Genomic DNA, 24360 nt, shown 5'->3' on the forward strand with positions numbered 1-24360 from the left:
GGAAAAACTCACGGGAACAGGCGAATCGGGTTGACGATGTCGGCGGCGAGGGTCAACACCATGTACGCGCCGCCGATCACCACCGCGACGTAGGTGATGGGTAACAGTTTCATGTAGTCGACCGGCCCGCCGGGCGCCAGTCCGCGCCACCCGCGCAACGTGTTGCGGAACTTCTCGTAGATCACCACGGCGATGTGGCCGCCGTCCAGCGGCAGCAGCGGCAGCACGTTGAACGCGCCGAGGAAGAAGTTCAAGCTCGCCAGCATCAGCACGAACACCTGCCAGAGGCCCTCGCGCGCGCTCTCACCGCCGATGCGGCTGGCGCCGTAGACGCTGACCGGCGTCTCCGGGTCGCGTTCGCCGCCGGTCACCGCGGTCCACAGCGACGAAACCTTCGCAGGCATCTGGGCAAGCGACTGCACGGTGCGCACGGTCAGCTGGCCGGTGAACTCGGCCGACGCCGGAATCGCGGTCAGCACGTTGTACTCCGGCGGCACCGGACGCTTCAGCACGATGCCGACCTTGGTTTCCTCGGTCTTGGTCCCGTCCTTGGCGTAGCGCACCACCCGCTGCGGCTGCACCTGCACCTGGACCTGCTGTCCTGCCCGGTCGACGGTGTAGGTGATCGTGCCCTGCGCCTTCTTGGTCTCGGTGGTGAACTGGTCCCAGTTGCGCACCTTGACGCCGTTCACCGAGGTGACGGTGTCGCCTGGCTGTACGCCACCGAGTGCCGCCGGACCGACGCCGTCGCAAGGCCGCAGGGACTGGTCGGGATTCGCGTCGGCGACACACTGCAACTCGCCGACCGTCGCGCTCGGCTCGTTCAGGTCGGGCAGACCCCAGCCGACGGCGAGCACGACGATCAACAGGAAGCCGAGCACGAAGTTCATCGCGATGCCGCCGGACATCACCACGAGTCGTTTCCAGGTGGCCTGGCGGTACATGGCCCGTTCGATCTCTTCCGGGCGCAGCTCCTCCAGCGCGGTCATGCCCGCGATATCGCAGAAGCCGCCGAGCGGGAGCGCCTTGAGTCCGTACTCCGTCTCACCGCGCCGGAACGAGAACACCTTCGGGCCGAAACCGATGAAGTACCGCCGGACCTTCATGCCGGTGGCCTGGGCGGCCCACATATGCCCGCATTCGTGCAACGCGATCGAAATCGTGATGCCTAGGGCGAACAGCACGAACCCCAACGCGAACACCATGTGATTTACAGCCCTCCTGCAGTACGCAGCTCGCCTCGATGAAGTGCGGCCACCGGATCGCACCGCCACCAACCTGGACCCGCACGGCCGCGAGCACCCGGACCACAGTAACCGGACACGATCCGGCCCTGCGTCTTCAGTGTGCCAGGCAGTGGTCGGGCCGCGAGTCCTGATCGGCCGATCAGCACCCGACTACGCCTCGGCGCCGTCGTAGGCACTGGCGGCGGTTGACTCGTTTCGCTCAGGCCTGCACGCGAGCTCGCGCGAATTCGCGGGCCCAGGTATCGGCGGCCAGCACCGCGTCGAGCGAATCCGGCTCGGCACGCCACTGATCGGCGGCGTCGACCGCGGCGGCCACGGTGCGCACGATATCGGGGAAGCGGATGGCGCCGTCCAGGAAGGCCTGCACCGCAACCTCATTGGCGGCGTTGTAGACGGCGGTGACGCTTCCGCCCGCCTCCCCCGCCCGCCTGGCCAGGTCGATCGCGGGGAAGACCGCGCTGTCGACCGGTTCGAAGGTCCAGGTGGCCGCGGTGCCGAAATCGCAAGCCGCGGCAGCGCCGGGGACCCGGTCCGGCCAGCCGAGGGCCAGCGCGATCGGCAACTTCATGTCCGGCGGGCTGGCCTGGGCCAGCGTGGAACCGTCGGTGAAGGTGACCATCGAGTGCACGATCGACTGCGGGTGCACGGTGACGTCGATGCGGTCGTAGGGAATGCCGAACAGCAGGTGCGTCTCGATCAGCTCGAGGCCCTTGTTGACAAGCGAGGCCGAGTTCAGCGTGTTCATCGGGCCCATCGACCACGTCGGATGCGTCTTGGCCTCAGCCGGATTCACCGACTCCAGCATCTCCGCGGTCCAGCCGCGGAACGGGCCGCCGGACGCGGTGAGCACCAGCCGGTCCACCTCCTCGGCGCGCCCGCCACGCAGGCACTGGGCGAGGGCAGAATGCTCCGAATCGACCGGCACGATCTGGCCGGGCGCGGCGGCGCGGGTGACCAGCGAGCCGCCCGCGACCAACGACTCCTTGTTGGCCAGCGCGAGCCGGGTGCCGGACTGCAGCGTTGCCAGGGTCGGTTCCAGGCCGAGCGAACCGACCAGCGCGTTGAGCACGACATCGGCCTCGGTGCGGCGCACCAGCTCGGTCACCGCGCCTGGCCCCCCGAGCGGCAGGTCGAGCTGTTGGGCGGCAGCCGGATCGGCGACCGCGACGTTGCGCGTCCCGGTGGCGGCCATCTGCGCCGCGAGCAATGCGGTGTTGCCGCCGCGCGCGGCCAGCCCGACCACTTCGAATCGGTCGGGGTTGGCGGCGATCACCTCGAGCGCTTGGGTACCAATGGATCCGGTACTGCCGAGGAGCAGGACTCTCACGATGTCGGACACCGGTTCATTGTGGCGCACACAAAAGTACGCACCATGCTTACCCGCCTTGCCGACGCCGCCCGCTGCCGTGCACCAACCGGCGTGGCCGACTTACAACGACGCACCGTCGTATGTCACGATTACGGGCAGTAGTCCCTCGTGTGCGTACCGGAACCCGCGGTACCCGAACCAGCTAAGGAGCGATCGTGGCCGCCACGGAACTCGAACCCGCCAGCACCGAGCGCGGCATCGTCACTCACGTGGACACCGCCGAGGTTCCCTCCGCCGCGTGGGGTTGGAGCGGTGAATCGCCGCGCACGTTCCGTGCGGCAGGCTGGGTCGTCGCGCTGATTCTGGTGCTGATGGTCATCGGCAACCACAAGGGCCATGTCGAGGACATCTTCCTGATCGGCTTCGCCGTCGCCATCGTCGGCATCCTGGTGCGGGACTCGTTCCTGCGTCGCAAGCCGCGCTAGTCGCACGCTGCCGGTTTGGTGGCGTTCGTCCGTTTTGGTTATGGTGTGCGGTTCGGGTCCGCGACGTGACGTCGCGGACCTTCCTGCTGACACCGTGAGGGACCGTTGTCCAAGATCTTTTCCGCTGCTCTGCTGACCGCTGCTGCCGTCGGCTCGCTGGTCCTCGTGCCCGCCGCCACCGCGCAGGCCAAGTCTCCGGCCTGCGACACCGCCATCGACTGGATCAACGCCGCCATCGACATGTCGCCCGACGGGATGAGCGCGGACACGCTGCAGTCACTGTCGTCTCGGCTGTCGGGGCTCCCCGCCGTCGGCGCCGAAAAGGCGGCCATCGACGCCTATGCACATGCGCTCATCGACGACAACGCCGACATGACCGCTGCCACCACCGCGTTCAACGCCGTCTGCGCCAGCTGACCGACCGCCGCCGAGCGGGACTCGATCGGGTCCCGCCGTCGGTCGGGTCGCGCCCGCCGACGCGCTGTATGCCAGCGAGGCAGGCGGCAACGAAGCGGTGTTGCTCGCGAGCTAGCGTCCGCGACGCTTCGCGGGTTTCTTGGCGGGAGCCGGGCGGCGCGGAGTTCGCTTGGGTTGGGTCTTCTGTTGCGGCGGGGTCTTCTGTTGCGGCTGAGGGGTTTTCGCGCGCGGCGAGCGGGAACTGTGCGCAGAACGACCGCGGACCACGCCGACGAACTCCTCCACCAGATCGGTGGTGTCGGCCGCCAGCCAGGCCAGGGCGATCTCGGTGTCGGCCGTGTCGGTGACGGTGCGATAGACCAGGTCGCGGCGGGCGTGCAAGCGCGCGATCGAATGCGGGACAACCGCGACCCCGACCCCGGCGGCCACCAATTCGATCGCGCCCGCGACCGTGTCGATGTCGCTGGCGTCCTGCATCCGTTCCTCGGCCAGATCCGCCATGCTGACCTGCTCGAACACCGAAATCGGATGATCCTTGGGCACCACGACGACCGGCAGTTCGCGATAGAGCGGGATCGCACTCATGCCGTCCCGGTCGATCGGCAGGCGGACGAAGCACAGATCGACCCGGCCCGCGCGGACCGCGGTTTCCTGCTCCGCCATCGGCACGCCGACCACCTCGAGCGGGACGTCGGGGAACCGCTCAGCCCAGATCCTGGTCCACTTCGACACTGTGACGCCTGGCACGAAACCCACCCGCAGTCCCTGGTCGGCCGCCGGCTCCGGCCGCGCCTCGACCGCAGCGGCGCGCGCGATGAGTTCCCTTGCCTCGTCCAGCAATTCGCGGCCGTCGTCGGTCAACTGGGTCGGTTGCGCACCCGGCACGAACAGTTTCGTGCCGAGTTCGTTCTCCAAGTCGATCACCGTCTGGCTCAACCGCTGCCTGGCGATGTTCAACCCCTTCGCGGCCCTGGCGAAATGCAGTTCCTCGGCCACCGCGACGAACCAGCGCAGCCGCACGACATCGATGGACTCCAACCGGCTCATGCCAGAAAGACTAATCGGCGCTCGATCGGCGGCTGCCCGCAGCCAGCGGCGAAATCGGTCGGCCAGCGTCCGATAAGCTACCTCGGTGAGCCCGGACCAGAACCCGCAGATGATGAAGCCGTTGACCGCAGCCAACAAGCTCGGCATCTATCTTCCCGCTGCCCCCGAGACCTTCCGGAACTCCCCGCTGTCCCGCGCCGACCTCGAGGCGTTGCGCACCGACCCGCCGGAATGGCTGACCGAACTCCGGCGCACCGGCCCTTTCCCGCGCGACATCACCGCCCGCAAACTCGGCGTCTCCCACAGCGGCCTGGCCCGCGCCGAAGTCTCCGACGCCCTCACCGCCGACGAAATCACCGCCCTCCTCGCCGACCCCCCGGAATGGCTCCTCCGCGAACGCGCCAACTACGCCGAGGTCCGCAAGGAAACCGAACGCATCCAAACCAAAGAAGCCGAACGCCGCGCCGCCACCAACCGCCCCGCCAAAAACCGCGGCTAGTCGCACCCTCACATCCCGCGCACGAACTCGCGATACAGGAACTTCTGGTGCAAGCTCTCCAGGGTCCCGACATGGCGCCGGAACGGGACCAGCGCGAGCCGAATAGGCCGGGTGATCGGCAAACCGCCGGTCGCCAGTTCCGCGACGGAGGCCACCGCGTCCACCAAACCGGCCTCTGTGTCGTTCCGCTCGACCGACTCCAGGCCGAGCCGCCTGAGTAGTTGGTCGCGAACACCTTCGACGTCGAGTTCCAGTCGCCGGGCTTCCTCCTCGGATCGATACTTGTCGGGTGCGGCACAAGCACCTCGTCGAAGTAGATCAGCGATTGAACGAGCTCCGCATAGCATTGCTGCGCAAAGGGATCACGAGGTCGCGCAGGCGATCGATGGTTCTGCGACAGGATGAATTCTTCTGCGCTGATGAACGTCGTGACGTCCACCATGACCCGATTCGACATCAATCACTCCGGGATTCCGCCAAAATCTCCACGAACCATCGGACGCAATCTGGATCGCCTGCGACGGTCTCGGCGAACGTCGGCTCGCGTCGATCCAGAAAGCCCTCGTCGAGCGGCAACGGGCTCTTACCATGGCCGTCGGCGGCTGTACGTCCCATCGCCATCGCCAAGCCGATGCCTGCCACGCCGTCCCACACCTTCTGATCGGTGCGGTAGAACAGGTCGAACTGCTGATCAGGAGCATGGGTGAGCTCTGAAAGGTCAATGCAGGTCCTGACCATATCGAGTGTTTGGGACGTAGTACGGATTTTCGTTTCGCATCCGAGGGCGGCAAGGTCGGTTTCGAAACTCCGCGCCGCAGAGTTTTTGCTTCGGGTGACCGATGCCCGCCTCGGTGTCACCGCGCCCGGCAGCGGTGCCGCCGGGCGGCCATTCGCGGTCACCTCTGCGGACCAGTGAATCGAGATCGGTGTGCGGTCGGCACCGAGTTCGGGCGCAAGCACGTACCCGGCTACCGGCACTCCGGCATCGAGAAGGCATACAACACTGCAGAATTCGCGCCCGCCGGGAGAGACGAACTCACTCGTACCGTCTATCGGATCGATGACCCAGGTCGGCTCACCCGAGCTAGGCAATCCCGCGGCGTCCTCCTCTGCGACGAACCGAGAGCCGGGAGCATGCCGCTCGATCGTCTCCAGAATGAGCGCTTGAACGGCAAGATCCGCCTCCGACAGCAGCGTGTCATCGGGCTTCTTGTCCACTTGTAGCGACGCCAAACTGCCGCGGTATCGACGGAGCAACGGCAGCAACTGCTTGTCCAGCGTTTCCCACAACGACTCGACCTCGCCCACGCGGCCCTCCCGCCCACTGGTGTTTCTGCCGAGGGTAGCGGCTCGCCAGGTCACCGACAGTCGGTTCCTGCGGGTTCGACAGGCGAGGCTGGGCCTGGCCCTGTTCGGTCAGTGGATGATCGAGAGGTCTGGGGCTGGGTGGTGGGAGCAGAGGATGCGGACGTCTGGGTTGGTGGACAGGTCGCGCAGGAGTTGGTGGGTGGTGCGCGATTGGGCGCGGGAAGCTGTTGAGAGCCATTGGTATTGGCGCAGGAGCAAGGCCAGCGACGAGGACTGGTCGGCGGGGTCGAGGTAGGTGGCGTCGCCCGCGTGCAGGATCCAGGTGTCCGAAACCCGGACGGCGACACCGCAATGGCCGAGAGTGTGGCCGGGGAGCGGGACCAGGTAGATGTCGTGGTCGATGGCGCTGACACCGGGGATGTCTTTCCAGATGTCGGTGCCGGAGTGCAGGCGCCAATTCGGGTGGTGCGCCCAGATAGTCGGCCGGTAGGACATGCGGGAGCGCAGCGAGCCGTTCATCGCGACGTCGTGTTCGGTGCGGGAGACGTGCACCGTGGCGTGCGGGAAATCCATGATGCCGCTGGCATGTTCGCTGTGCAGGTGGGTGAGGACGATGTCGGTGAGGTCCTCGGGGCGATAGCCGAGTGCGCGAATCTGGTTGACCAGAGCCAAACTTGGGTCGTGCGGGCGGCGGATGAAGAACTGCTCGAAGCTGAGGGCACTCGGATCACGCAGGTGTGCGCGGCTGAGTCCGGCATCGACGGCGAGCAGTCCGTTGTCGCGTTCGACGAGGAGGCATTGGGTGGGTGCCGCGGAGACGACGTGCGGGCGCAGGGTCGCGGTGTTCAATGCGTAGACGGTCATCAGTTCTCTCGGTAATTCTTCGTAGCCCCCGCAGCTTCGCTTGGTATGGAGTTGTTGTGCGATAAGCCGACACCCGACGTTGGTAATCCGGCATCCCCGCGACATCGACACGGTAAGCGATGCCAGTTGTTACTACAACTCTTTCGGAAGATTGTCGAAACAACCGTCATATTGTTTGTAAATAGAACCGGTCATCCAAGACATTCCAGCCAAACGACTTCAGCTGCGCTTAAAGCGGATCAACGTCAGCTTCGTTTGCTGCGAAACGCGTCGAGCCCGTTGCGCTGCAGCATCGTCACCATCGTCTTCCACCACGGCCGCCGCGGATCGGGATCGAGGCCTGCCCCGAGCCGATGCAGCTGATCGGTGTGCCACTGCAGATCCAACGCCCCGTCGAAAGACCGGGCGAACGACATCTTCGCCAGCGGTCCACGCAGGCCCGCGGTGATGGGCATCGCGGCAAGCCGATCGGTCTCGGTGCCGAGCACCGACGCGGCGGCATCGGGAATGGTGCAGGTCGGCCTGCCGATGCCGACCAAATCGCAGGCGCCGGAGCCGACGGCATCGGCCATCGCGGTGACGGTGCGGAAGCCGCCGGTCACCGCCAACGGCACCGCACCGGCGACCGCCCGCACCGTCTGCGCATAGTCGAGAAAGTACGCCTCCCGCGCGCGTGTGCTGGCCGCGCGGCCGTCGCGCCCCATCATCGCCGGGGATTCATAACTGCCGCCGCTGATTTCGATCAGGTCGATGGCTTCCTCGGCGAGTTGCCCGACCACATTCCGTGATTCGTCCTCGGTGAAACCGCCGCGCTGGAAATCGGCCGAGTTGAGTTTGATGCCGAGTGCGAAACTCGGTGCGACCGTTGCCCGAATGCGGCGCACGATCTCGAGCACGAAACGCATGCGCCGTTGCGGATCACCGCCCCACCGGTCGGTGCGTTGATTCGCCGACGGCGAGAGGAACTGCGACACCAAATAGCCGTGCGCGCCGTGGATCTGCACGCCGTCGAAACCGGCGGCTTCAGCAACGCCTGCGGTCGCGGCGAACCGATCGATGATCGCTTCGATCTCGGCGTCGGTGAGCGCACGCGGGGTCGGCATGCCGGGAATCTTCGGCGCCACCGCCGACGGCGCCACCGGCCGGTGCCTGGTCGCCAGCGGATTGGCTTGGCGGCCTGGATGATTGATCTGCATCCAGATCGGCACCCCACCGTCCTTAGTGGCCTTGGCCCAGCGGGTGACCGCGTCCATGTCGCGATCGTCGTCGATCACCACGTTGCCCGGCTCGCCGAGGTGGTCCCGATCGACCATCACGTTGCCGGTGACCACCAGGCCGTATCCGCCTGCGCCCCACCGGGTGTAGAGCCGCTCCAGCCGCACGTCCGGACTGTGACCGGCATTGGCAAGGCCTTCGCTCAGCGCGGATTTCATCATCCGGTTGGGCAGCACCAGGCCGCATCGCAGGGGCAGTCGGTCGGAGAGCGTGACAGTGGCGGTCATCAGGGAATCCTTCGGTGCTGGTTCAGGATCGGCGGGCGCGCGGGGCGCGGACGGCCAGGCGTTCGGCATCGAAGGTGCGTTGCCCGTCCCGGTCGGCGGCGATAGTCATGTCTGCTCCACAGGTTCGGCGGGTACGCACCGTGGCGGCCCGCCGCGCCAAGGTACTGGTGACAGCCCGTAACGTTAAGGCGAGCGTAGTAGCACGATCGTTCTACCGCAAGGGTCCGGTCCCGTCACCACCAGGAGAACAGCGACTAGCATCGAGACATCGACGCGATAGCACGATCGTTCTATCGCGGGTCGTGAAGGAGTTGTGAGCAGATGAGATCCGGCACTCCCCCACGCGATCGGCTCATCGCGGGCACCATCGACCTGGTGCGCCGCCGCGGCGTCGCAGGCACCGGCATCACCGAACTGGTGACCTACAGCAACACCGCACGCCGCTCGATCTACCAGAACTTCCCGCGCGGCAAACAGCAGCTGATCGAGGAATCGACCCGCGTCGCAGGCCAGGTCATGACCGCGATCATCGCCGGGACCGCACCGGCGGGCGGACCGAGCGCCCGCCTCGCCGCCTTCGTGCGCAAGTGGCGCGAAACGCTCATCGCCAGCGACTTCACCGCGGGCTGCCCGATCGTCGCCGCGGCACTGGCAGGCGCGGAGGTGCCCGCCGCGCCCGCCATCGCGGCGGAATCCTTCGCGGAGTGGGAAACTCTTATCGCAGAACTACTCTCGGACGCGGGCGTCGACCAGGCGACCGCCGAGACGCTGGCCACCGTGACGGTCGCCGCCGTCGAAGGTGCGGTCGTCATGTCCATCGCCGCCCGCTCGGTCAGCCCTCTCGACCGCGTCGCCGCCCACCTCGACGCCGTGCTCGCCCCGCACCTGCCAAGTTAAGCCTGGCTTGATCGGTCTTAAGGGGGCGAGCGCAGTGGTAGCAGCTGGACATACGTCCTAGTAGCGTGCAGTCCGGTCGATCGACCACCGATCGCCGAGAGCGCCTGCCGGGAAGGTTGAACCATGCTTCGATTCAGCGTCAGACATGGCCTCGTCGCGGTACTCGCCGCAGCAGCGACGCTCGCCGGAGCGGGCATCTCCGCGTCCGCCGAACCGTACGACCCCGGCACGGTCCCCGTCAGCCAGTACGTGCCCACCGGGCCGCACGAGACGGCGAGCACCGCCGCGACCTACCCGTGCGATTCGCTGTATGCCGTCTACAACGCCTTCACTCCCCTGTTCGGCAACCATTCGGCGATGCCGTGCACCCGCGCGTTCCCTGCGGGCCTGGAGTCGCCGGTCGGCGTGAACTTCTACTACCCCAAAGACATCGCGTCGATGAGCAAGGTGCCCGCGGTCGTCTGGATCCCCGGCTTCACCAACAACCCGGGCAACTACGACGCCACCGCCCGCCTGTGGGCGAGCCACGGCTTCGTGGTCGCGATCCCCTACGACTTCGTCAACTCGCTCTACGAGATGCCGATCGCCGCCGCAACGGCGTTGTCGAGGGCCAACCACGATCCGGGAAATGTGTTGCACGACAAGCTCGATCTGAGCCGCACTGTCATCGGCGGTCACTCCGGTGGCGGTGGGGCCGCGATCGACGGCGCGAGCATCCCGCCGAACGTCTACCAGCAGATCGATCCGGAATACCGGATCATCGGCGCGGTTCCCACCGAATCGTCGCCGTATTCCACCAGCTTCCTGGTCAACGTGCCCACGCTCTACCTCACCGGTTCCGCCGACTTCATCGTCCCGGACTTCCTCCCGAGATGGACCGAATTCGAACTGAACCGCAACGCCCCCGCCTTCATCGCATGTGTCAGGGGCGCAAGCCATTTCACGCCATGGGATGACGCCGCACACAACCCGATGGCGGGCATCACGCTCGCCTGGCTGCGCTATCTGGTGGACGGCGACAAGACCGCGGCGAGCTACTTCACCGGTGCGGGCTGGAAGCTGCGCGGCGACCCCGTCGTCCAGTACGCCCTCCGCAACGAGGCCGCCGACAAGCTTCCCGCCTAGGCCGCTAACGCAGTCCGGCGGTCACCCGCCAGCCTTTCGCCCGCTCCCGTTCCCGCCCATGACAGGCCCCCGCTCGCAGCTGTGCGCTGTCGCCTCGCAATCTGTTTACTATGTGCATTGAGCCGCAATCCCAAGGTGACCGAGCGCCGCACAGTGCTGGGGCGCACCGAACAGTGGACAGGTTCGGTCGGCTGACTGCATGATGGGCAGGATGCGGCGGTGGTGGGGCGAGAGTGGGCCGATCGGGCCCGTCTCAGGGGTAACCCCTGGGGGCATTTCAGCAGTTGGGTACGGCGTCCGAAGCCGCTCCGCACGCTCCGCGTGCCGGCCGGCGCCGAGGACGAGAGATTGTGGTCGCCCCACCACGCCGTGTCCGCGATGAGCAGGCCTGCGCTGCCCGCGCCCATCGCTGCTCGCCTGGCAGACGAGTTCGGGCAATGCGGCGGCCGATGGCATCGGGACGACCTCGCCGAAGCGTTCGCCGCGGTGCTCGATCCGGTGCGCGCCGAGGAGTTCGCGGCGCGCGTGATCGGGCTCATGCCGACCGAACCGATCGACAGTGCGGTCACGTTGCGGGCGCTGCTTACCGAATTGCCTGCTCTCCCAATCGTAATCGTACAACTGGAGCCTGTTCCGAACGAATTACGTTTCGGTGCACCAGAACTCCCGGACACGGGCGCTGTCGCGCGGATGCTGAATCTCACGCCCGACGAGCTGGATTGGTTCGCCGACCACGGCGGCTGGCTTCGCCGCACCCGAGAACCGCTCGCGCACTACCGGTATCGGCGGATCCCGAAGAAGGACGGCGTGCGCTTGGTCGAGGCGCCGAAACCGCGTCTCCGGGAGATGCAACGCACCATCGCCCGGCGAATCCTGGCGGGGATACCTGCGCATCCGTCCTGCCACGGGTTCGAAAAGGGTGCCAGCGCAGCAACATTCGCTGCGCCGCATGCACGAGCAGCCGTCGTTGTCCGGTTGGATCTGCGGCATTTCTTTCCCAGCATCGGTGTCGCCCGCGTCCGCGGGGTATTTCGCGCCTGCGGGTACCACGAGAATGTCGCCACTGTGCTCGCCGATCTGTGCACCACTGCGACGGCGATCCGCGCACTCACCGGCCTCGATCACGAACAGGCGAGCCTGCTGCGTGCCCCACACTTGGCGCAGGGCGCGCCGACATCGCCGAGGCTGGCCAATCTGATCGCCCGCAACCTCGATCGCCGAGTATCCGGATATGCACGCCGACATGGCCTTACCTACACCCGATACGCCGACGACCTCGCCCTGTCCGGTCCCGCTGACACCGATATCGAGGCGATGATCTGGGCGCTGACCCAGATCATCGAAGACGAAGGCTTCGAGGTGCATCGCGACAAGACCTCCGTGCGGCGGCCGCACCAACGCCAAGTCCTGGCCGGCTTGGTCGTCAACGATCGTCCCGCGGTCGCCCGAGAGAATTACGACGCATTGCGCGCCCTCCTGCACAACTGCCTACGCACCGGCGCCGCGGCCCAAAACCGCAACGCCCACCCCAACTTTCGCGCCCACGTCTACGGTTCGATCGCCTGGATCGGCGCGACCAGCCCAACCCGTCGCCAGAAACTCTTGGACATGGCGAGGCGCGTCGACTGGACGCAGAGCGACCCCTCCGGTTCAGGGCTTGCGGCAGACGCAGCCGAGGATTTCCACGAGGGTGGTGGGTGAACCGTCGTCGAGCCAGCGTTGGATCGGGGTGAGACCTGGGTCGAGGACTTTGAATCCGTCCAAGAAGCCGGCTACGTCAGCGCACGGCCGGAGCGAAGGTCGGGACGAGCTGCCTCTGGTGGCGGCGTCGGCGTGGCTGGTGAAGCTCTGGTCGCCTTCGCTGGAGGCGTGGGTGAAAACGAGATAGCTTTCGGGGGCCATTTCGTCGCGTAATCGGGCGATGATCTGGGCCGGATGGTCCTTGTCGTGGATAAAGTGCAGGACGCCGACGATCAGAATGGCGACCGGCTGGGTGAAGTCGATCAGTTCCTCGGTGCGCAGCCGGTCGATGAGGTCGTCCGGGTGGCGGAGATCGGCCAGCATCGGCGTCGCTTCGGAGGGTGTCGCGGTCCAATGTGCGTACACGACAGGGTCGAAGTCGATGGCAACCACCCGCGACGACGGATCGACCTGCCGAGCCACCTCGGCCACCGAGGGCGAGATCGGAATGCCCGCACCGATATCGATGAACTGCCGAACGCCGGCCATGGCGGCCAGCCGCACGCCTCGCAACAGAAACCGCCGACTCATGTGGGCCAACGCTCTGGAGTCAGGGGCGACCTCTAGCACACGCTCCGCAAACAGCTGGTCTGCTTCGTAGTTGTCTTTGCCCCCCAGCATGTAGTTGTACGCTCGCGCCGAGTTCGGTGTGTACGGATCGACACCCATCGGCGGGCGACTGACGTCGGCCACTCCGCCTCCTAGATAACCAGCCGATTCTAGCAAGGGCGCAGCGGCCGACGAAGTGTTAAAGCAGTTGGAGCTGAACGACACTCCCGCCGTACGGCCACTGTGCGGTCCGCACTTCGGCGACCAGCTACCTGCAGGCGACCAGGATTTCGCGAAGGTCGCGCACTGCAAACTCGGTCACCGAACTCGGACGGCAGTCAGGCGCCAGCCTTTGCGACGAGTGCGAGTAATACGTGCGGCCAATGCGAAATGCCGCGGCCCACGGTCGTACGCAGCAAACAGCTCCGCCGCGGCATCACTGACCATCACCACGTCGACCCGCGGCGATACCGCCACACCCAAGGCGCGCCCAGGCACGAGATCATCCCTGACCAGCGTGCGCACCGCCGCCACCACCGACGCATTGGCGATGCTGTCTAGGTGCGCGACCGGCCGACGGCGATCAAGCACCTCGAGCACCACCCGCACCGCTCGTTGCGCGAAGTGCCTTGCCTCACCATCTGATTCGTCGATCAAACGCGACCTGACGTGCCCCACGTACAAGGAGCGACACTGATCAGGCATGCTCGGCCGTTGCGACCGGTCGCCATGCCCCGACGGTCGAATGTGACAAGACGACCGACTCCCACGCACCGCACCCGCAGATCGCCGATAGTCCCCCGCCGGCGGCTCAACTACGGGCGCAGGCAACGGTGCAACAAACCTATCCACGTCGATTCCCCCTCGGCTCACATCGCGTCCCCCGCGATCGGATCGCGACAGCATCCCACGCCCACCGACCCCCGTCCACCAACCAAGCGACCACTCGTGCCCGCCCGGAACCATGGCAGGCGAATTTCCAGCGACGTAGGCTGCCAAACAAGGTGACAACGCCACCGCACCATGGTCTCGATTGGTAGCCTCGGCATTCATACGGTCCGTATCGGCTTGCCGTCTCACCTCAGGAGGTGACGTGGTGTCCCTTCGAAGAATGCTGACAGCAGTGGTGCTGTGTGCCATCTCAATGCTCGGCACGGCTTCGGTCCACGCACAAACCACATCTGAACTGGGATCTTGTCACGAAGGCAGCGTGATGACCGGCCGAGTCGTTCCCGGCACCGGAAGCGTAGGAACAAACATCCGGCGCGAGGCCGCACTGAGCCAGTGCGTGAGCCCACTGCTCCCAGGAATCGACGCCGGCACATTCATCGCCAGCATCCCGTGGAGCGCTCCGGGCGCAATGAGCACCGCCCAGTTCACCTGGTCGGACGGGAGCATCAGCACAGCAACCGGTTACGGCAACGGCCTGTGGTTGATCACCGCAGGCCCGGCAACCGGCCACGGAATCCACGTCGACGTAGCAGACACCTGGAACGGCTGGTACTACACGTCGAACGACGTCGTAGTCACCTCAGCAACATTCCTGTCCTGACCGACCTGTTATCCCTCAGCCGCCAATTGCCTTCGAAACCGCTACGCCGGACCGCCGCAACACTTCTTGTACTTCCGGCCGGATCCACACCAACAGGATTCGTTCCGCCCCGGCGGCCATGGGCGATCCGATCCTGCGCTACTCAGCTCGGCGGCATACGCAGCGCGGGTAGACGCCTGGACGGGATCCTCGTCGATCAGACTGGCGTACTCAGCCAGGCCTGCGGCCGTCACGACTGATATCCGCGCCGAGTATCCGCCAGCCGATTCCCGCAACCAACGCTCGACCCCGTCTCGGTGCTCACGATGACTGCCCCATTGCTCCCCCAACTCCGGCCACAATTCGACGGCGCGCAAGAACTCGGCCTCCGGCAGATACGGTGCCGATGCGATGTCATCTCGCCACGCTGACTCCTGGTCGAACGTGAACTGCTCGAACATCGTTGACGCACGTTCCTCCGTAATACGCTGAACATCAACGCCTTCCGGCATTCCTAACAGACGCCGCACTCTCGCCCGATTTGCACCGAGCCGAGCCAGAGCCAACTGCGTGACCGGGTCCGTGTCCGGTGCATACAGGCGAAGCCGGGCCGCACCGGCCTCGAACCAACGCAATGCCTGAGCCAATTCGCCGCGCTCTTCGAAGAGCTCTCCCGCCACCTCATAGGCAGCCCAATCGCGCACCCCCTCATCGAAAACGGTGTCGAGCAGCCGCAGTCCCATGGTCTCTTTGCCGTGTTCGATCAGAAAAGACGCGTACCAAACACGGGCGTCACCAACGACATCTCCTCCGTCGGCGATCGCCTCCCGATACAACCGTCCAGCCCTGGCCGCATCACCGGCCATCACCCAGTGGTCGGCCGCCTCGGTCAGCAATTGAGCACGCTCTTGCGGATCAGCAGCCGCGTCCAGCTCGAACTGACGGGCAATATCTTCAGGCGGATCGACGTCGTGCCCCAAATCGTCTGCGGTGGTAGATAATTCGGTACGCAACCGATCGGCCTCAGCCAACAGCCGATCATGCTCGCGTTGCAAGGAGCGATACTCCTCACGTTCGGACCGGGACGGGCCAACGGGCATTGCGCTCTCCTCTCCTGGGCCCAACGCGACACAGCGTGCGCAGACGATACGCCAACCCAGGCATCATCGATTCGACAGCGCTGGAACCCTAACCTTCGGCAGCAAGCTGCCCACAGGCCGCCGCGATCTCCTGACCCCGCGTATCACGCACAGTGCACGGCACACCCTGTTCGTTGACGCGCCGAACGAACTCGCGCTCAACAGGTTTCGGCGAGGCGTCCCACTTGCTGCCCGGGGTCGGGTTCAACGGGATCACGTTCACATGCACGCGAGAACCCAACGCCTTGTGCAGCTTCTGGCCCAACATGTCTGCGCGCCACGGCTGGTCGTTGATGTCGCGGATCAACGCGTACTCGATGGAGACGCGGCGGCCGGACTTGTCGGCGTAGTAGCGGGCCGCGTCCAAGACCTCGGCGACCGGCCAGCGGTTGTTCACCGGCACCAGGGTGTCGCGCAGTTCGTCGTCGGGAGTGTGCAGGGAGACAGCGAGGGTGACCGAAAGATCCTCATCGGCCAGCTTGCGGATCGCAGGAGCCAAGCCGACCGTCGACACGACAACATTGCGCTGCGAGATACCGAAACCGTCCGGCGACGGTGACGTAATCCGCCGAACCGCGGCAACCACCCGCTTGTAGTTCGCGAGCGGTTCGCCCATCCCCATGAAGACAATGTTGGACAAACGCCCTGGCCCGCCTGCCACCTCACCGTCGCGCATGGCCGCAGCGGCCGAACGCACCTGATCGACGATTTCGGCGGTGGACAGGTTGCGGTTCAACCCGCCCTGACCGGTCGCACAGAACGGGCAAGCCATGCCGCAGCCTGCTTGGCTGGAGATGCACAGCGTCGCGCGGTCCGGGTAGCGCATGAGCACGCTCTCCAGCAGCGTCCCGTCGCCCGCGCGCCACAACGTCTTTCGCGTCTCGCCGCCGTCACAGGCGACGTGTTTGACGACCGACATCAACGGCGGGAACAGCGCCGCGCCGATCTTTTCGCGTACCGGGGCAGGCAGGTCCGTCATCTGCTCCGGGTCGGCTTGCAGCCTGCCGTAGTACTGGCGGGCGATCTGGTCGGCTCGGAACTTCGGCAGACCGAGCTCCTCGACCGCCGCCCGCCTGCCCTCGGCATCGAGGTCGGCGAGGTGCCGTGGCGGCATGCCACGGCGCGGGGCATCGAAAACGAGGGGCAGGGAGACGGTCATAGTGCTCTCATTCTCCCATCTGGGCGAATGCGCCGCACACTCGCCTGCATGAAGCTGGCCCGACATGCCAGGTTCGTTGCAAGGAAATGCGTGTGTCCGTGATAGCGGTCGGCAATGATCGACTCATGTCCACCAACGCTGAGCACCTGCCGGATCGCGACCCGGCCCTGCCGGACGACCGCGTAGCTCTTCCGGACGAGCGCACGACACCGCAGGCCCCACCTGCCACGACCACGCCGACCACGGTGCCGACCAAATCCCGCAAGTCACTGTCGTCGCGCGCGGGCAACACCTGGGTGGGGTTGATCGCGGGCGCCCTGATCCTCATCGTCCTGCTGGTTTTCATCCTGCAGAACCTCGACCAGGTCTACGTCAGCCTGTTCTTCTGGCACTTCTCCCTGCCACTCGGCGTCGCAGTGCTCCTGTCGGTCATCGGCGGCGCCCTCGTCATGGCCTTGGTCGGCGGCGTCCGCATCCTGCAACTCCGCCGCGCCGCCAAAAAGTAGCGCCCCGAAGCAGCAGTGCGTCAGCGGGACAACGCGCGAACAAGCGCGCGGACGCGCGCCGGATTTCCGCTCCACTTCCGCAGTGCATGTCCCGGCTTATCGAAGTGCTCCCGCAGCAAGCCGAGCGCCTCGGTGAATGTGGTCCCGCCAGGCCAGCGTGCTCGAGCCGCGTAGCCGCATTCCAACAACCGCCCGATGTCTTCGGCATCACGCGGGGCATACCGCTGTGCGTAAGCGAACACCTTGATGCAGATCGCGGTCGAGACATCCGGAATCGCGAGGCGAGCGGCCAGAGACGTGCCATCGGTCAGCCTGGCTTCGAGCGCAATCCACAGCGGCTCCCCCGCCAGTGCGACATGTAGTGCCGGAATCCCGTCGACAGCTATCGGTCCCGCATCGAGGTCCGGAATATGCCTGTTGGTGAACGATGGCGCCAGCAGGTCGATCGTCGCGGCGGTGCCGTTGACCGAACGCTCGAACCGATTCCCGGCTCGCGGATTGTCGTAGCCCATCCGACGCAGACGATCCAACAGCACCCCGTCGCGGATGGTGACCAGCTCGACGGCGAGGTCGGCATCTCGGGTCGCGCGCAGCGGGATCGATACCTTGCTGCACAGCGCATGAAGATTGACCATGTGCCCGCCGACCACCGCCCACGACGGCAATCCATTCGCGGCACTCGCGGTGTCGGCCAAGGCGAGATACGCGCCATCCTCGGCGCGCGATCCGCTCTCGACCTGCAACTCGATCACGCGGCACCCTCGAGCGCGCTACGCGCCGAGAGGAATCGTTGCTCGAGTTCGGCAATGGCATCGGCGGCGTCGGGCCCGCCGCTGGCCAGCAGGTGTCGAGCGACCTCGGTGATGGGTGCGAGCGGCCACACCAACGCCTGCGCTCCGCCCATCTCCGCAGCGACAGCAGGATCGAGGTGCAAGCCCCGCGGGATCGGGCCGACAGTCACGACCAAGGTCGCATCGGAGGGATCCGTGTCGACCGGAACGAAGCCCACCGACTCCAAATCCAAGCGCGTGTCGGTATGCAGGAACACGATATCCGGGATACGCCACGGCGCGACCCGGTCCGCCGCCCAATCGCCGCAGACCTGAGCCGAAACTTGCTGTGCCGACGCCTGTTCCAACGCGAGCTCGACCTGTCGCGGCATCTCGTCCAAGCTGTACCAGGAATCGATGGCTTCTGCCTTGGGTGGGCGGGCGGCGACAAGGATTTCGAACACATCGCGCGGCTGTCGAATACACCACCCGTCGGTACGCCGTTCGGTCCAGCCCCGCCTATCGGTGCCGGAGAGTATCTGCGACACCCGAGCCTGCGTCACACCGGTGGCGTCCGCGATGGTGACCTGCCGTTGTGGCGCGGGATTGCCGAGCAAGTACGACAGCACAGTTACCTCGGCGCGCGACAGCCGTTGCTCGGACATGGTGCGAGTATAAATTTTCTCCGTTGCCCGCGCAATAATTTATAGTCCCTGCTCAGAGCAGGGTTGATAGCACCAACCAGGAGACGAAGGCGGACGGGAGCATCGAGTCGAGGCGGTCCATGATGCCGCCGTGGCCGGGGAGCAGCGTCCCCATGTCTTTGATGCCGAGCTCGCGTTTGATCTGGGATTCGATCAGGTCGCCGCAGGTTGCGACGAGGACGAGGCCGACGCCGAGCACGACACCGATCATCGAGTTGGCGTCGAGCAGCAGAGTGACGGTGAGCAGGCCGCCGATGACGCTGAAGACCAGCGAGCCTGCGAAACCTTCCCAGGATTTCTTCGGGCTGATCGACGGCACCATCGGATGCTTGCCGAACAGCACCCCGGCGACGTAACCGCCGACGTCGGAGCACACCACCAGGATCATGAAGGTCAGCACCCGCAGGTTGCCGTCCTTCTCCAAGAGCAGCAGCGTCGCGAACGACGCGAGCAGCGGGATCCACGCGAGGGTGAAGATGGCGATGGCGGTGTCGCGCAGGAAGTTTCGTGGCGCGGTTTGCAGCCCGTGATCGAACAGCCGCCACACCATGCAGGTCAACGCAGTGGCCGCGAAGGCACCGGCGACGCCACTCGCACCGTACGGCCACCCGAGCCAGAACACCGCTTGCCCGCCGGCGATGAGCGGGATTCGCGGCACGAGCACGTCGGCTTCGCGAAGCCGCTTAGCCACCTCCCAGGTCGCCACACCGACGGCCACACCGACGACACCGATGAACACCAGATGCGCCCACAGCAGGATCGCGATGAGCGACAACCCGAGCCCGAATCCGACGGCGAGCGCGGCGGGCAGGTTCCGGCCCGCGCGCGACCCGGACGCGGGAGCAGCCGTCACCACCTCCGGACCGGTGGCCGGATCCTCATCGGGCATCGGAACAGCCTCGCCACCCGAGCCACCGAACGCCCACGCGGCACCGTCACCGGCGGCGCCATCGCGGCTCGCGGCCGGGGCGTGCTGACCGGACGCCACAGCGGACGCTAACGGCTCGTGACCCGATGCGTCCGCATCGTGCACGGGCTGCTGCCTCGCGTGTGCTGTGCCGTTCACCGGCCTCGGCTCCTCTGCCGCACCGGTCGCGGCGGCGTTCTCGGCCACGATTGTCCCGTCGCTCAACTCGTCGTTCCGTTCGTCCCCCGCCCGCGCGGGCCTTCGGCTGTGTTCGCTCAACGACATCCCGCCTCCCGGCCCCAGTACTCACGCCGCCGTCGGCGTCAGACCTCGAGCAGTTCAGCTTCTTTGTGCTTGACCAGTTCGTCGATCTGGCCGACATATTTGGCGGTGGTCTTGTCGAGGTCCTTCTCGGCACGCCCGACCTCGTCCTCACCTGCCTCGCCATCCTTCTGGATGCGCGACAGTTCGTCCATGGCCTTGCGGCGGACATTGCGGATCGACACCTTTGCGTCCTCCCCCTTGCCCTTGGCCTGCTTGACCAGTTCGCGGCGGCGTTCCTCGGTGAGCTGCGGCACCGAAATGCGAATGATGTCACCGTTGTTGGTGGGGTTCACGCCGAGATCCGAGTTGCGGATGGCGGTTTCGATCGGACCGAGCTGCGCCTGCTCGTACGGCTTGATCACGACCATCCGCGGCTCCGGCACCGTGATGCTGGACATCTGGGTGATCGGGGTCGGCGATCCGTAGTAGTCGACGACGATCCGGGAGAACATGCCCGGGTTGGCGCGTCCGGTGCGGATGCCCGCGAGATCGTCCTTCGCCACCGTGACAGCCTTTTCCATCTTCTCCTCGGCGTCGAAGAGCGCTTCTTCAATCACGACCGTTTCCTCCACAGCGTCGTCATCGTCATGATCCGCGGGTCGCGGGGTCAGGACCGAACCAATGTGCCGATCTTCTCACCGGCGACCGCTCGGGCGATATTGCCCTTGGTCAACAAATTGAACACCAGCATCGGCATCTGGTTGTCCATACAGAGGCTGAAGGCGGTCGCGTCGGCAACCTTCAGTCCTCGTTCGATCACTTCTTTGTGGGTGATCTCGGAGTACATGGTCGCGTCCTCGTCCACCTTCGGATCGGCGGTGAAGACCCCGTCGACCGCCTTGGCCATCAGCACCACTTCGGCGCCGATCTCCAGCGCACGCTGGGCGGCGGTGGTGTCGGTGGAGAAGTACGGCATGCCCATGCCCGCGCCGAAGATCACCACGCGGCCCTTTTCCAAGTGCCGCTTGGCGCGCAGTGGCAGATAGGGCTCGGCCACCTGGCCCATCGTAATCGCGGTCTGCACGCGCGTCTCGATGCCCTGTTTCTGCAAAAAGTCTTGTAGCGCAAGGCTGTTCATCACGGTGCCGAGCATGCCCATGTAGTCGGAGCGGGCGCGTTCCATCCCGCGCTCTTCCAGCTCGGCGCCGCGGAAGAAGTTGCCGCCACCGATCACCACGGCCACCTGCACGCCGGTGGCGACCACCTCGGCGATCTGCTCGGCGACCGTCTCCACCACGTCAGGGTCGAGTCCGACGCGGCCGCCGCCGAACATCTCGCCACCCAACTTCAGAAGCACCCGGCGATATCCTGGGCGGTCGTTCCCCGGGTCCGTCATGGGTGTTCTTCTCCTTCGGCGGTCAACGTGTTCTCGGCAGGCAAGTGCGTCAAAGAATTGGGCAGCTCGGAAAGGCTCCTCAACACGGAGCGGCCCCTATCCTGCCTCATGTGTGTTCGGCGGCATAAGAAGACCCCCCGTCAACCCGAGAATCGGTTCGACGGGGGGCCTGCTCACTGTGCTATGTGGCGGCATGCAAACCCGCACGGGGCGAGCTCAGTTGGAGCCGACCTCGAAGCGCGCGAAGCGGGTCACGGTGACCCCGGCCTCGTCGAGCAGCGCCTTCACGGTCTTCTTGGAGTCCGTGACCGACGCCTGCTCCAGCAGGACAACGTCCTTGAAGAAGCCGTTGACGCGACCCTCGGTGATCTTCGGCAGCGCGGCTTCGGGCTTGCCCTCTTCGCGCGCGGTCTGCTCGGCGATACGGCGCTCGTTCTCCACGACATCGGCCGGAACCTCGTCGCGGGTCACGTACTTCGCCTTGAGCGCGGCAACCTGCATGGCGGCGGCACGGGCGGCCTCGACCGCCGCGTCACCCTCGCCCTGGTACTCGATCAGCACGCCGACGGCGGGCGGCAGATCCGAGGCACGCTTGTGCAGGTAGGTGGCGACCGGGCCGTCGAGCGAGATCACACGACGCAGCTCGAGCTTCTCGCCGATCTTCGCGGCGAGCGCCTGCACGGCTTCGTCGGCGGTCTGGCCGCCGAGGTCGATTGCCTTCAGCGCGTCCAGGTCGGCAGGCTTCGAGGCCGCGGCAGCGGTCACGATCTTGTCTGCAAGCTCCTGGAACTCCGCGTTCTTGGCGACGAAGTCGGTCTCGGAGTTGATCTCGACCATGACGCCGCCCTTGGCGATGACCAGGCCTTCGGCGGTGGTGCGCTCGGCACGCTTGCCGACGTCCTTGGCACCCTTGATGCGCAGCAGCTCGACAGCCTTGTCGAAGTCGCCTTCGGTCTCGACCAGCGCGTTCTTACAGTCCATCATTCCGGAGCCGGTGAGCTCCCGGAGCCGCTTCACATCGGCAGCGGTGTAGTTCGCCATCGGTGGCGAGCCTCCTTCGGAGAAAGTTTCTCGAGTACTGGGCAGCGGTGATCACCATCGCACGCGTTGGTGATCACCGCTGGAACAGCGAGTTACGAGACTCAGGCCTCGGCCGGGGTCTCCACAGCGGCAGCAGCAGCCTCAGCCGGAGCTTCGGCAGGCGCCTCGGCGGCCGGTGCGGCCGACGCGAGCAGCTCCTGCTCCCACTCGGCGAGCGGCTCGCCTGCGCCGGATTCCGGCTTGTCGTCGCCCGAGGACAGACCGGCCCGCGCCTGCACGCCCTCGGCCACCGCGGAGGCGACGACCTTGGTCAGCAGTGCGGCGGAACGGATCGCGTCGTCGTTACCCGGGATCGGGTAGTCGACCAGGTCGGGATCGCAGTTGGTGTCCAGGATCGCGATGACCGGGATGTTCAGCTTGCGCGCCTCGCCGACGGCGATGTGCTCCTTGTTGGTGTCGACGACCCAGATGGCCGAGGGCACCTTGGCCATGTCGCGGATACCGCCGAGGGTGCGCTCGAGCTTGTTCATCTCACGCGTGAGCATGAGGATTTCCTTCTTGGTGCGACCCTCGAAACCACCGGTCTGCTCCATCGCCTCGAGCTCCTTGAGGCGCTGCAGGCGCTTGTGCACGGTGGAGAAGTTGGTGAGCATGCCACCCAGCCAACGCTGGTTGACGTAGGGCATCCCGACCCGAGTGGCCTCGGCCGCGATCGACTCCTGGGCCTGCTTCTTGGTGCCGACGAAGAGCACGGTGCCGCCGTGGGCGACAGTCTCCTTGACGAACTCGTAGGCCTTGTCGATGTAGGTCAGCGTCTGCTGCAGGTCGATGATGTAGATGCCGTTGCGGTCGGTGAAGATGAACCGCTTCATCTTCGGGTTCCAGCGCCGAGTCTGGTGTCCGAAGTGTGCGCCGCTGTCGAGCAGCTGCTTCATTGTTACGACAGCCATGGTGCCGTATCTCTCTTTCGTTGCCGGTTGACGCAGCGAATCGGTGATTCGTTGCCCTGGCGCCGCCGAATCGTCGGACCCCGACCACTAAGGTGGGGACCAGCCGACGATTCCCTGTCTCGTGTGAGCACTGTCGTGAACCCCTCGATGCTGGGCTCGATTCGAACAGCGCTGTTACGAACAAGTACTGGATGGCGCGCGAAGTCGGTCCGTGCAGGCACAGACCGCGTGATCAGTCTACGGGGTAGGTGCCTCACCTTCTAAATCGCCCTGTCAGCGGGTGTTCAGACGCCGGTTACGGTTCTGGAACGGAAGATGTCCACAGTTCGGATAGTTGTCCCCATTCGGGGTGGTGGGGGTATCGGGATCGTCGGGCCCGGATCAGGCTTTCCGGCATGCCAATCCATCCGATGTCGTCGGTGACGACGCTGGTGATACCGCTCTTCTTTGCGCTTGCCGTGGTGCTGGCGCCGCCGGTGGCCGGCGCATCGCCGGTCGCGGCGGCCGCGCCCGGTGGGCCATTCGGCTGGCCGCTACAGCCTCGACCGGCCATCGTGCACCGATTCGACAAGCCGGCGCAGGACTGGCTGCCCGGGCATCGCGGAGTCGATCTGGCCGGTACGCCCGGACAACCGGTAGTCGCCGCCGGAGCGGGGATCGTGGTGTTCGCGGGGACGGTGGCCGACAAGCCGGTGGTGTCGATCGATCATCCGGGTGGACTACGGACGACGTATGAGCCGGTGCATGCCGAGGTGGCGGTGGGTCGCCGCGTCGAGCGCGGTAGCCGCATCGGCACCTTGGTCGCGGGCCACGAGGGATGCGAGACCTGCCTGCACTGGGGCTTGCGCAGCGAGGGCAACGGTCGCCGCCGCGAATACCTCGACCCGCTGCGACTACTCCACGTGACGCCGCTACGCCTGAAGCCGGTGGCACCGCAGTGAAATTCGCACCACCACACGCCAGGCACCGCGACAACCGGGCGCCGCTCCTCAACTGCCGGCCCT

Annotated in this window: 27 protein-coding genes; 9 read left to right on the plus strand and 18 right to left on the minus strand. The window is 66.0% G+C overall.

Translation table 11 applies throughout. The features are described from left to right. Positions 1–8: 8 nt before the first annotated feature. Together ACGFNJ_RS28235 and dxr are read right to left on the minus strand one after the other, a co-directional pair. Positions 9–1205, minus strand: coding sequence for a M50 family metallopeptidase (locus ACGFNJ_RS28235; RefSeq protein WP_393454501.1), 1197 nt, complete (start codon positions 1203–1205; stop codon positions 9–11). A gap of 241 nt (positions 1206–1446) precedes the next feature. Next, positions 1447–2604 carry a 1-deoxy-D-xylulose-5-phosphate reductoisomerase gene (gene dxr / locus ACGFNJ_RS28240; RefSeq protein WP_393454504.1) on the minus strand — a complete coding sequence of 386 codons (1158 nt, stop codon included), beginning with the start codon at positions 2602–2604 and terminating at the stop codon, positions 1447–1449. A 167-nt stretch (positions 2605–2771) separates the two neighbouring features. Between dxr and ACGFNJ_RS28245 the strand changes: the two genes are divergently transcribed. Both ACGFNJ_RS28245 and ACGFNJ_RS28250 read left to right on the plus strand, forming a co-directional pair. Then, positions 2772–3041 (plus strand): DUF2631 domain-containing protein, encoded by a 270-nt coding sequence (locus ACGFNJ_RS28245; protein ID WP_393454507.1) that lies wholly within the window; start codon positions 2772–2774, stop codon positions 3039–3041. 105 nt (positions 3042–3146) lie between these two features. Next, entirely contained in the window at positions 3147–3458 is a 312-nt protein-coding gene (locus tag ACGFNJ_RS28250; protein WP_393454510.1) for a hypothetical protein, read from the plus strand. Positions 3459–3569: 111 nt separating this feature from the next. On the opposite strand, the gene ACGFNJ_RS28255 is transcribed toward ACGFNJ_RS28250, so the two are convergent. Beyond that, positions 3570–4505, minus strand: a complete 936-nt coding sequence (locus tag ACGFNJ_RS28255) for a LysR substrate-binding domain-containing protein (RefSeq protein WP_393454513.1) — start codon at positions 4503–4505, stop codon at positions 3570–3572. An 85-nt stretch (positions 4506–4590) separates the two neighbouring features. Between ACGFNJ_RS28255 and ACGFNJ_RS28260 the strand changes: the two genes are divergently transcribed. Then, the gene (locus tag ACGFNJ_RS28260) at positions 4591–5004 is read left to right on the plus strand and encodes a DUF5997 family protein (protein WP_393454516.1); all 414 of its coding nucleotides are present in this window, start codon (positions 4591–4593) and stop codon (positions 5002–5004) included. An 8-nt stretch (positions 5005–5012) separates the two neighbouring features. Here the strand turns inward: ACGFNJ_RS28260 and ACGFNJ_RS28265 are convergent, their stop codons facing one another. The 4 genes from ACGFNJ_RS28265 to ACGFNJ_RS28280 all read right to left on the minus strand — a co-directional run bounded on the left by ACGFNJ_RS28265 (position 5013) and on the right by ACGFNJ_RS28280 (position 8678). After that, positions 5013–5159, minus strand: a complete 147-nt coding sequence (locus ACGFNJ_RS28265; protein WP_393454519.1) for a hypothetical protein — start codon at positions 5157–5159, stop codon at positions 5013–5015. A gap of 301 nt (positions 5160–5460) precedes the next feature. Further along, a complete protein-coding gene (locus tag ACGFNJ_RS28270) occupies positions 5461–6312 on the minus strand; it encodes an inositol monophosphatase family protein (RefSeq protein ID WP_393454522.1) in 852 nt (283 codons plus the stop codon). 108 nt (positions 6313–6420) lie between these two features. After that, positions 6421–7176: an MBL fold metallo-hydrolase gene (locus ACGFNJ_RS28275; RefSeq protein WP_393454525.1), complete on the minus strand. Its 756-nt coding sequence runs from the start codon at positions 7174–7176 to the stop codon at positions 6421–6423. A 245-nt stretch (positions 7177–7421) separates the two neighbouring features. Continuing rightward, complete coding sequence (locus tag ACGFNJ_RS28280) at positions 7422–8678, minus strand: NADH:flavin oxidoreductase/NADH oxidase family protein (protein ID WP_393454528.1); 1257 nt, start codon at positions 8676–8678, stop codon at positions 7422–7424. Between the two features lie 321 nt (positions 8679–8999). On the opposite strand from ACGFNJ_RS28280, the gene ACGFNJ_RS28285 reads away from it, so the two are divergent. The 3 genes from ACGFNJ_RS28285 to ACGFNJ_RS28295 all read left to right on the plus strand — a co-directional run bounded on the left by ACGFNJ_RS28285 (position 9000) and on the right by ACGFNJ_RS28295 (position 12401). Further along, a complete protein-coding gene (locus ACGFNJ_RS28285; protein WP_393454531.1) occupies positions 9000–9575 on the plus strand; it encodes a TetR/AcrR family transcriptional regulator in 576 nt (191 codons plus the stop codon). 123 nt (positions 9576–9698) lie between these two features. Further along, entirely contained in the window at positions 9699–10700 is a 1002-nt protein-coding gene (locus ACGFNJ_RS28290; protein WP_393454534.1) for an alpha/beta hydrolase, read from the plus strand. Positions 10701–11078: 378 nt separating this feature from the next. Next, a complete protein-coding gene (locus ACGFNJ_RS28295) occupies positions 11079–12401 on the plus strand; it encodes a reverse transcriptase family protein (protein WP_393454537.1) in 1323 nt (440 codons plus the stop codon). Here the strand turns inward: ACGFNJ_RS28295 and ACGFNJ_RS28300 are convergent. Together ACGFNJ_RS28300 and ACGFNJ_RS28305 are read right to left on the minus strand one after the other, a co-directional pair. Continuing rightward, positions 12351–13133, minus strand: coding sequence for an SAM-dependent methyltransferase (locus ACGFNJ_RS28300; RefSeq protein ID WP_393454540.1), 783 nt, complete (start codon positions 13131–13133; stop codon positions 12351–12353). The two genes, ACGFNJ_RS28295 and ACGFNJ_RS28300, sit on opposite strands and share 51 nt — an antisense overlap. A 174-nt stretch (positions 13134–13307) precedes the next feature. Further along, positions 13308–14129, minus strand: coding sequence for an Rv3235 family protein (locus ACGFNJ_RS28305; protein ID WP_393454543.1), 822 nt, complete (start codon positions 14127–14129; stop codon positions 13308–13310). Positions 14130–14277: 148 nt separating this feature from the next. Between ACGFNJ_RS28305 and ACGFNJ_RS28310 the strand changes: the two genes are divergently transcribed. Continuing rightward, complete coding sequence (locus ACGFNJ_RS28310; RefSeq protein WP_393454546.1) at positions 14278–14541, plus strand: hypothetical protein; 264 nt, start codon at positions 14278–14280, stop codon at positions 14539–14541. A 41-nt stretch (positions 14542–14582) separates the two neighbouring features. Here the strand turns inward: ACGFNJ_RS28310 and ACGFNJ_RS28315 are convergent, their stop codons facing one another. Continuing rightward, complete coding sequence (locus ACGFNJ_RS28315) at positions 14583–15620, minus strand: SEC-C metal-binding domain-containing protein (RefSeq protein WP_393454549.1); 1038 nt, start codon at positions 15618–15620, stop codon at positions 14583–14585. A gap of 88 nt (positions 15621–15708) precedes the next feature. Further along, positions 15709–16818: a 23S rRNA (adenine(2503)-C(2))-methyltransferase RlmN gene (gene rlmN, locus ACGFNJ_RS28320; protein ID WP_393454552.1), complete on the minus strand. Its 1110-nt coding sequence runs from the start codon at positions 16816–16818 to the stop codon at positions 15709–15711. Between the two features lie 125 nt (positions 16819–16943). On the opposite strand from rlmN, the gene ACGFNJ_RS28325 reads away from it, so the two are divergent. Then, positions 16944–17324, plus strand: coding sequence for a lipopolysaccharide assembly LapA domain-containing protein (locus tag ACGFNJ_RS28325; RefSeq protein ID WP_393454555.1), 381 nt, complete (start codon positions 16944–16946; stop codon positions 17322–17324). Positions 17325–17344: 20 nt separating this feature from the next. Here the strand turns inward: ACGFNJ_RS28325 and ACGFNJ_RS28330 are convergent, their stop codons facing one another. The 7 genes from ACGFNJ_RS28330 to rpsB form a co-directional block, all read right to left on the minus strand. Further along, positions 17345–18076 (minus strand): hypothetical protein, encoded by a 732-nt coding sequence (locus ACGFNJ_RS28330; RefSeq protein WP_393454558.1) that lies wholly within the window; start codon positions 18074–18076, stop codon positions 17345–17347. Beyond that, entirely contained in the window at positions 18073–18759 is a 687-nt protein-coding gene (locus ACGFNJ_RS28335) for a MarR family transcriptional regulator (RefSeq protein ID WP_393454561.1), read from the minus strand. The genes ACGFNJ_RS28330 and ACGFNJ_RS28335 overlap by 4 nt, the downstream gene beginning before the upstream one ends. Positions 18760–18811: 52 nt before the next feature. After that, the gene (locus tag ACGFNJ_RS28340) at positions 18812–19687 is read right to left on the minus strand and encodes a phosphatidate cytidylyltransferase (protein WP_393455360.1); all 876 of its coding nucleotides are present in this window, start codon (positions 19685–19687) and stop codon (positions 18812–18814) included. Between the two features lie 341 nt (positions 19688–20028). Continuing rightward, positions 20029–20586 (minus strand): ribosome recycling factor, encoded by a 558-nt coding sequence (gene frr / locus ACGFNJ_RS28345; protein ID WP_069161862.1) that lies wholly within the window; start codon positions 20584–20586, stop codon positions 20029–20031. 50 nt (positions 20587–20636) lie between these two features. Beyond that, positions 20637–21365, minus strand: coding sequence for a UMP kinase (pyrH, locus tag ACGFNJ_RS28350; protein ID WP_069161792.1), 729 nt, complete (start codon positions 21363–21365; stop codon positions 20637–20639). 216 nt (positions 21366–21581) lie between these two features. Beyond that, positions 21582–22406, minus strand: coding sequence for a translation elongation factor Ts (gene tsf, locus ACGFNJ_RS28355; protein WP_393454566.1), 825 nt, complete (start codon positions 22404–22406; stop codon positions 21582–21584). 101 nt (positions 22407–22507) lie between these two features. Next, positions 22508–23356 (minus strand): 30S ribosomal protein S2, encoded by an 849-nt coding sequence (gene rpsB, locus ACGFNJ_RS28360; protein ID WP_393454569.1) that lies wholly within the window; start codon positions 23354–23356, stop codon positions 22508–22510. A gap of 395 nt (positions 23357–23751) precedes the next feature. Here rpsB and ACGFNJ_RS28365 point away from each other — a divergent pair, with 395 nt between their 5' ends. Then, positions 23752–24297, plus strand: a complete 546-nt coding sequence (locus ACGFNJ_RS28365) for a M23 family metallopeptidase (protein WP_393454572.1) — start codon at positions 23752–23754, stop codon at positions 24295–24297. Positions 24298–24360: the final 63 nt, after the last annotated feature.

Origin of the sequence: Nocardia sp. NPDC049149, from assembly GCF_043197455.1 — a bacterium.
GTDB lineage: Bacteria > Actinomycetota > Actinomycetes > Mycobacteriales > Mycobacteriaceae > Nocardia.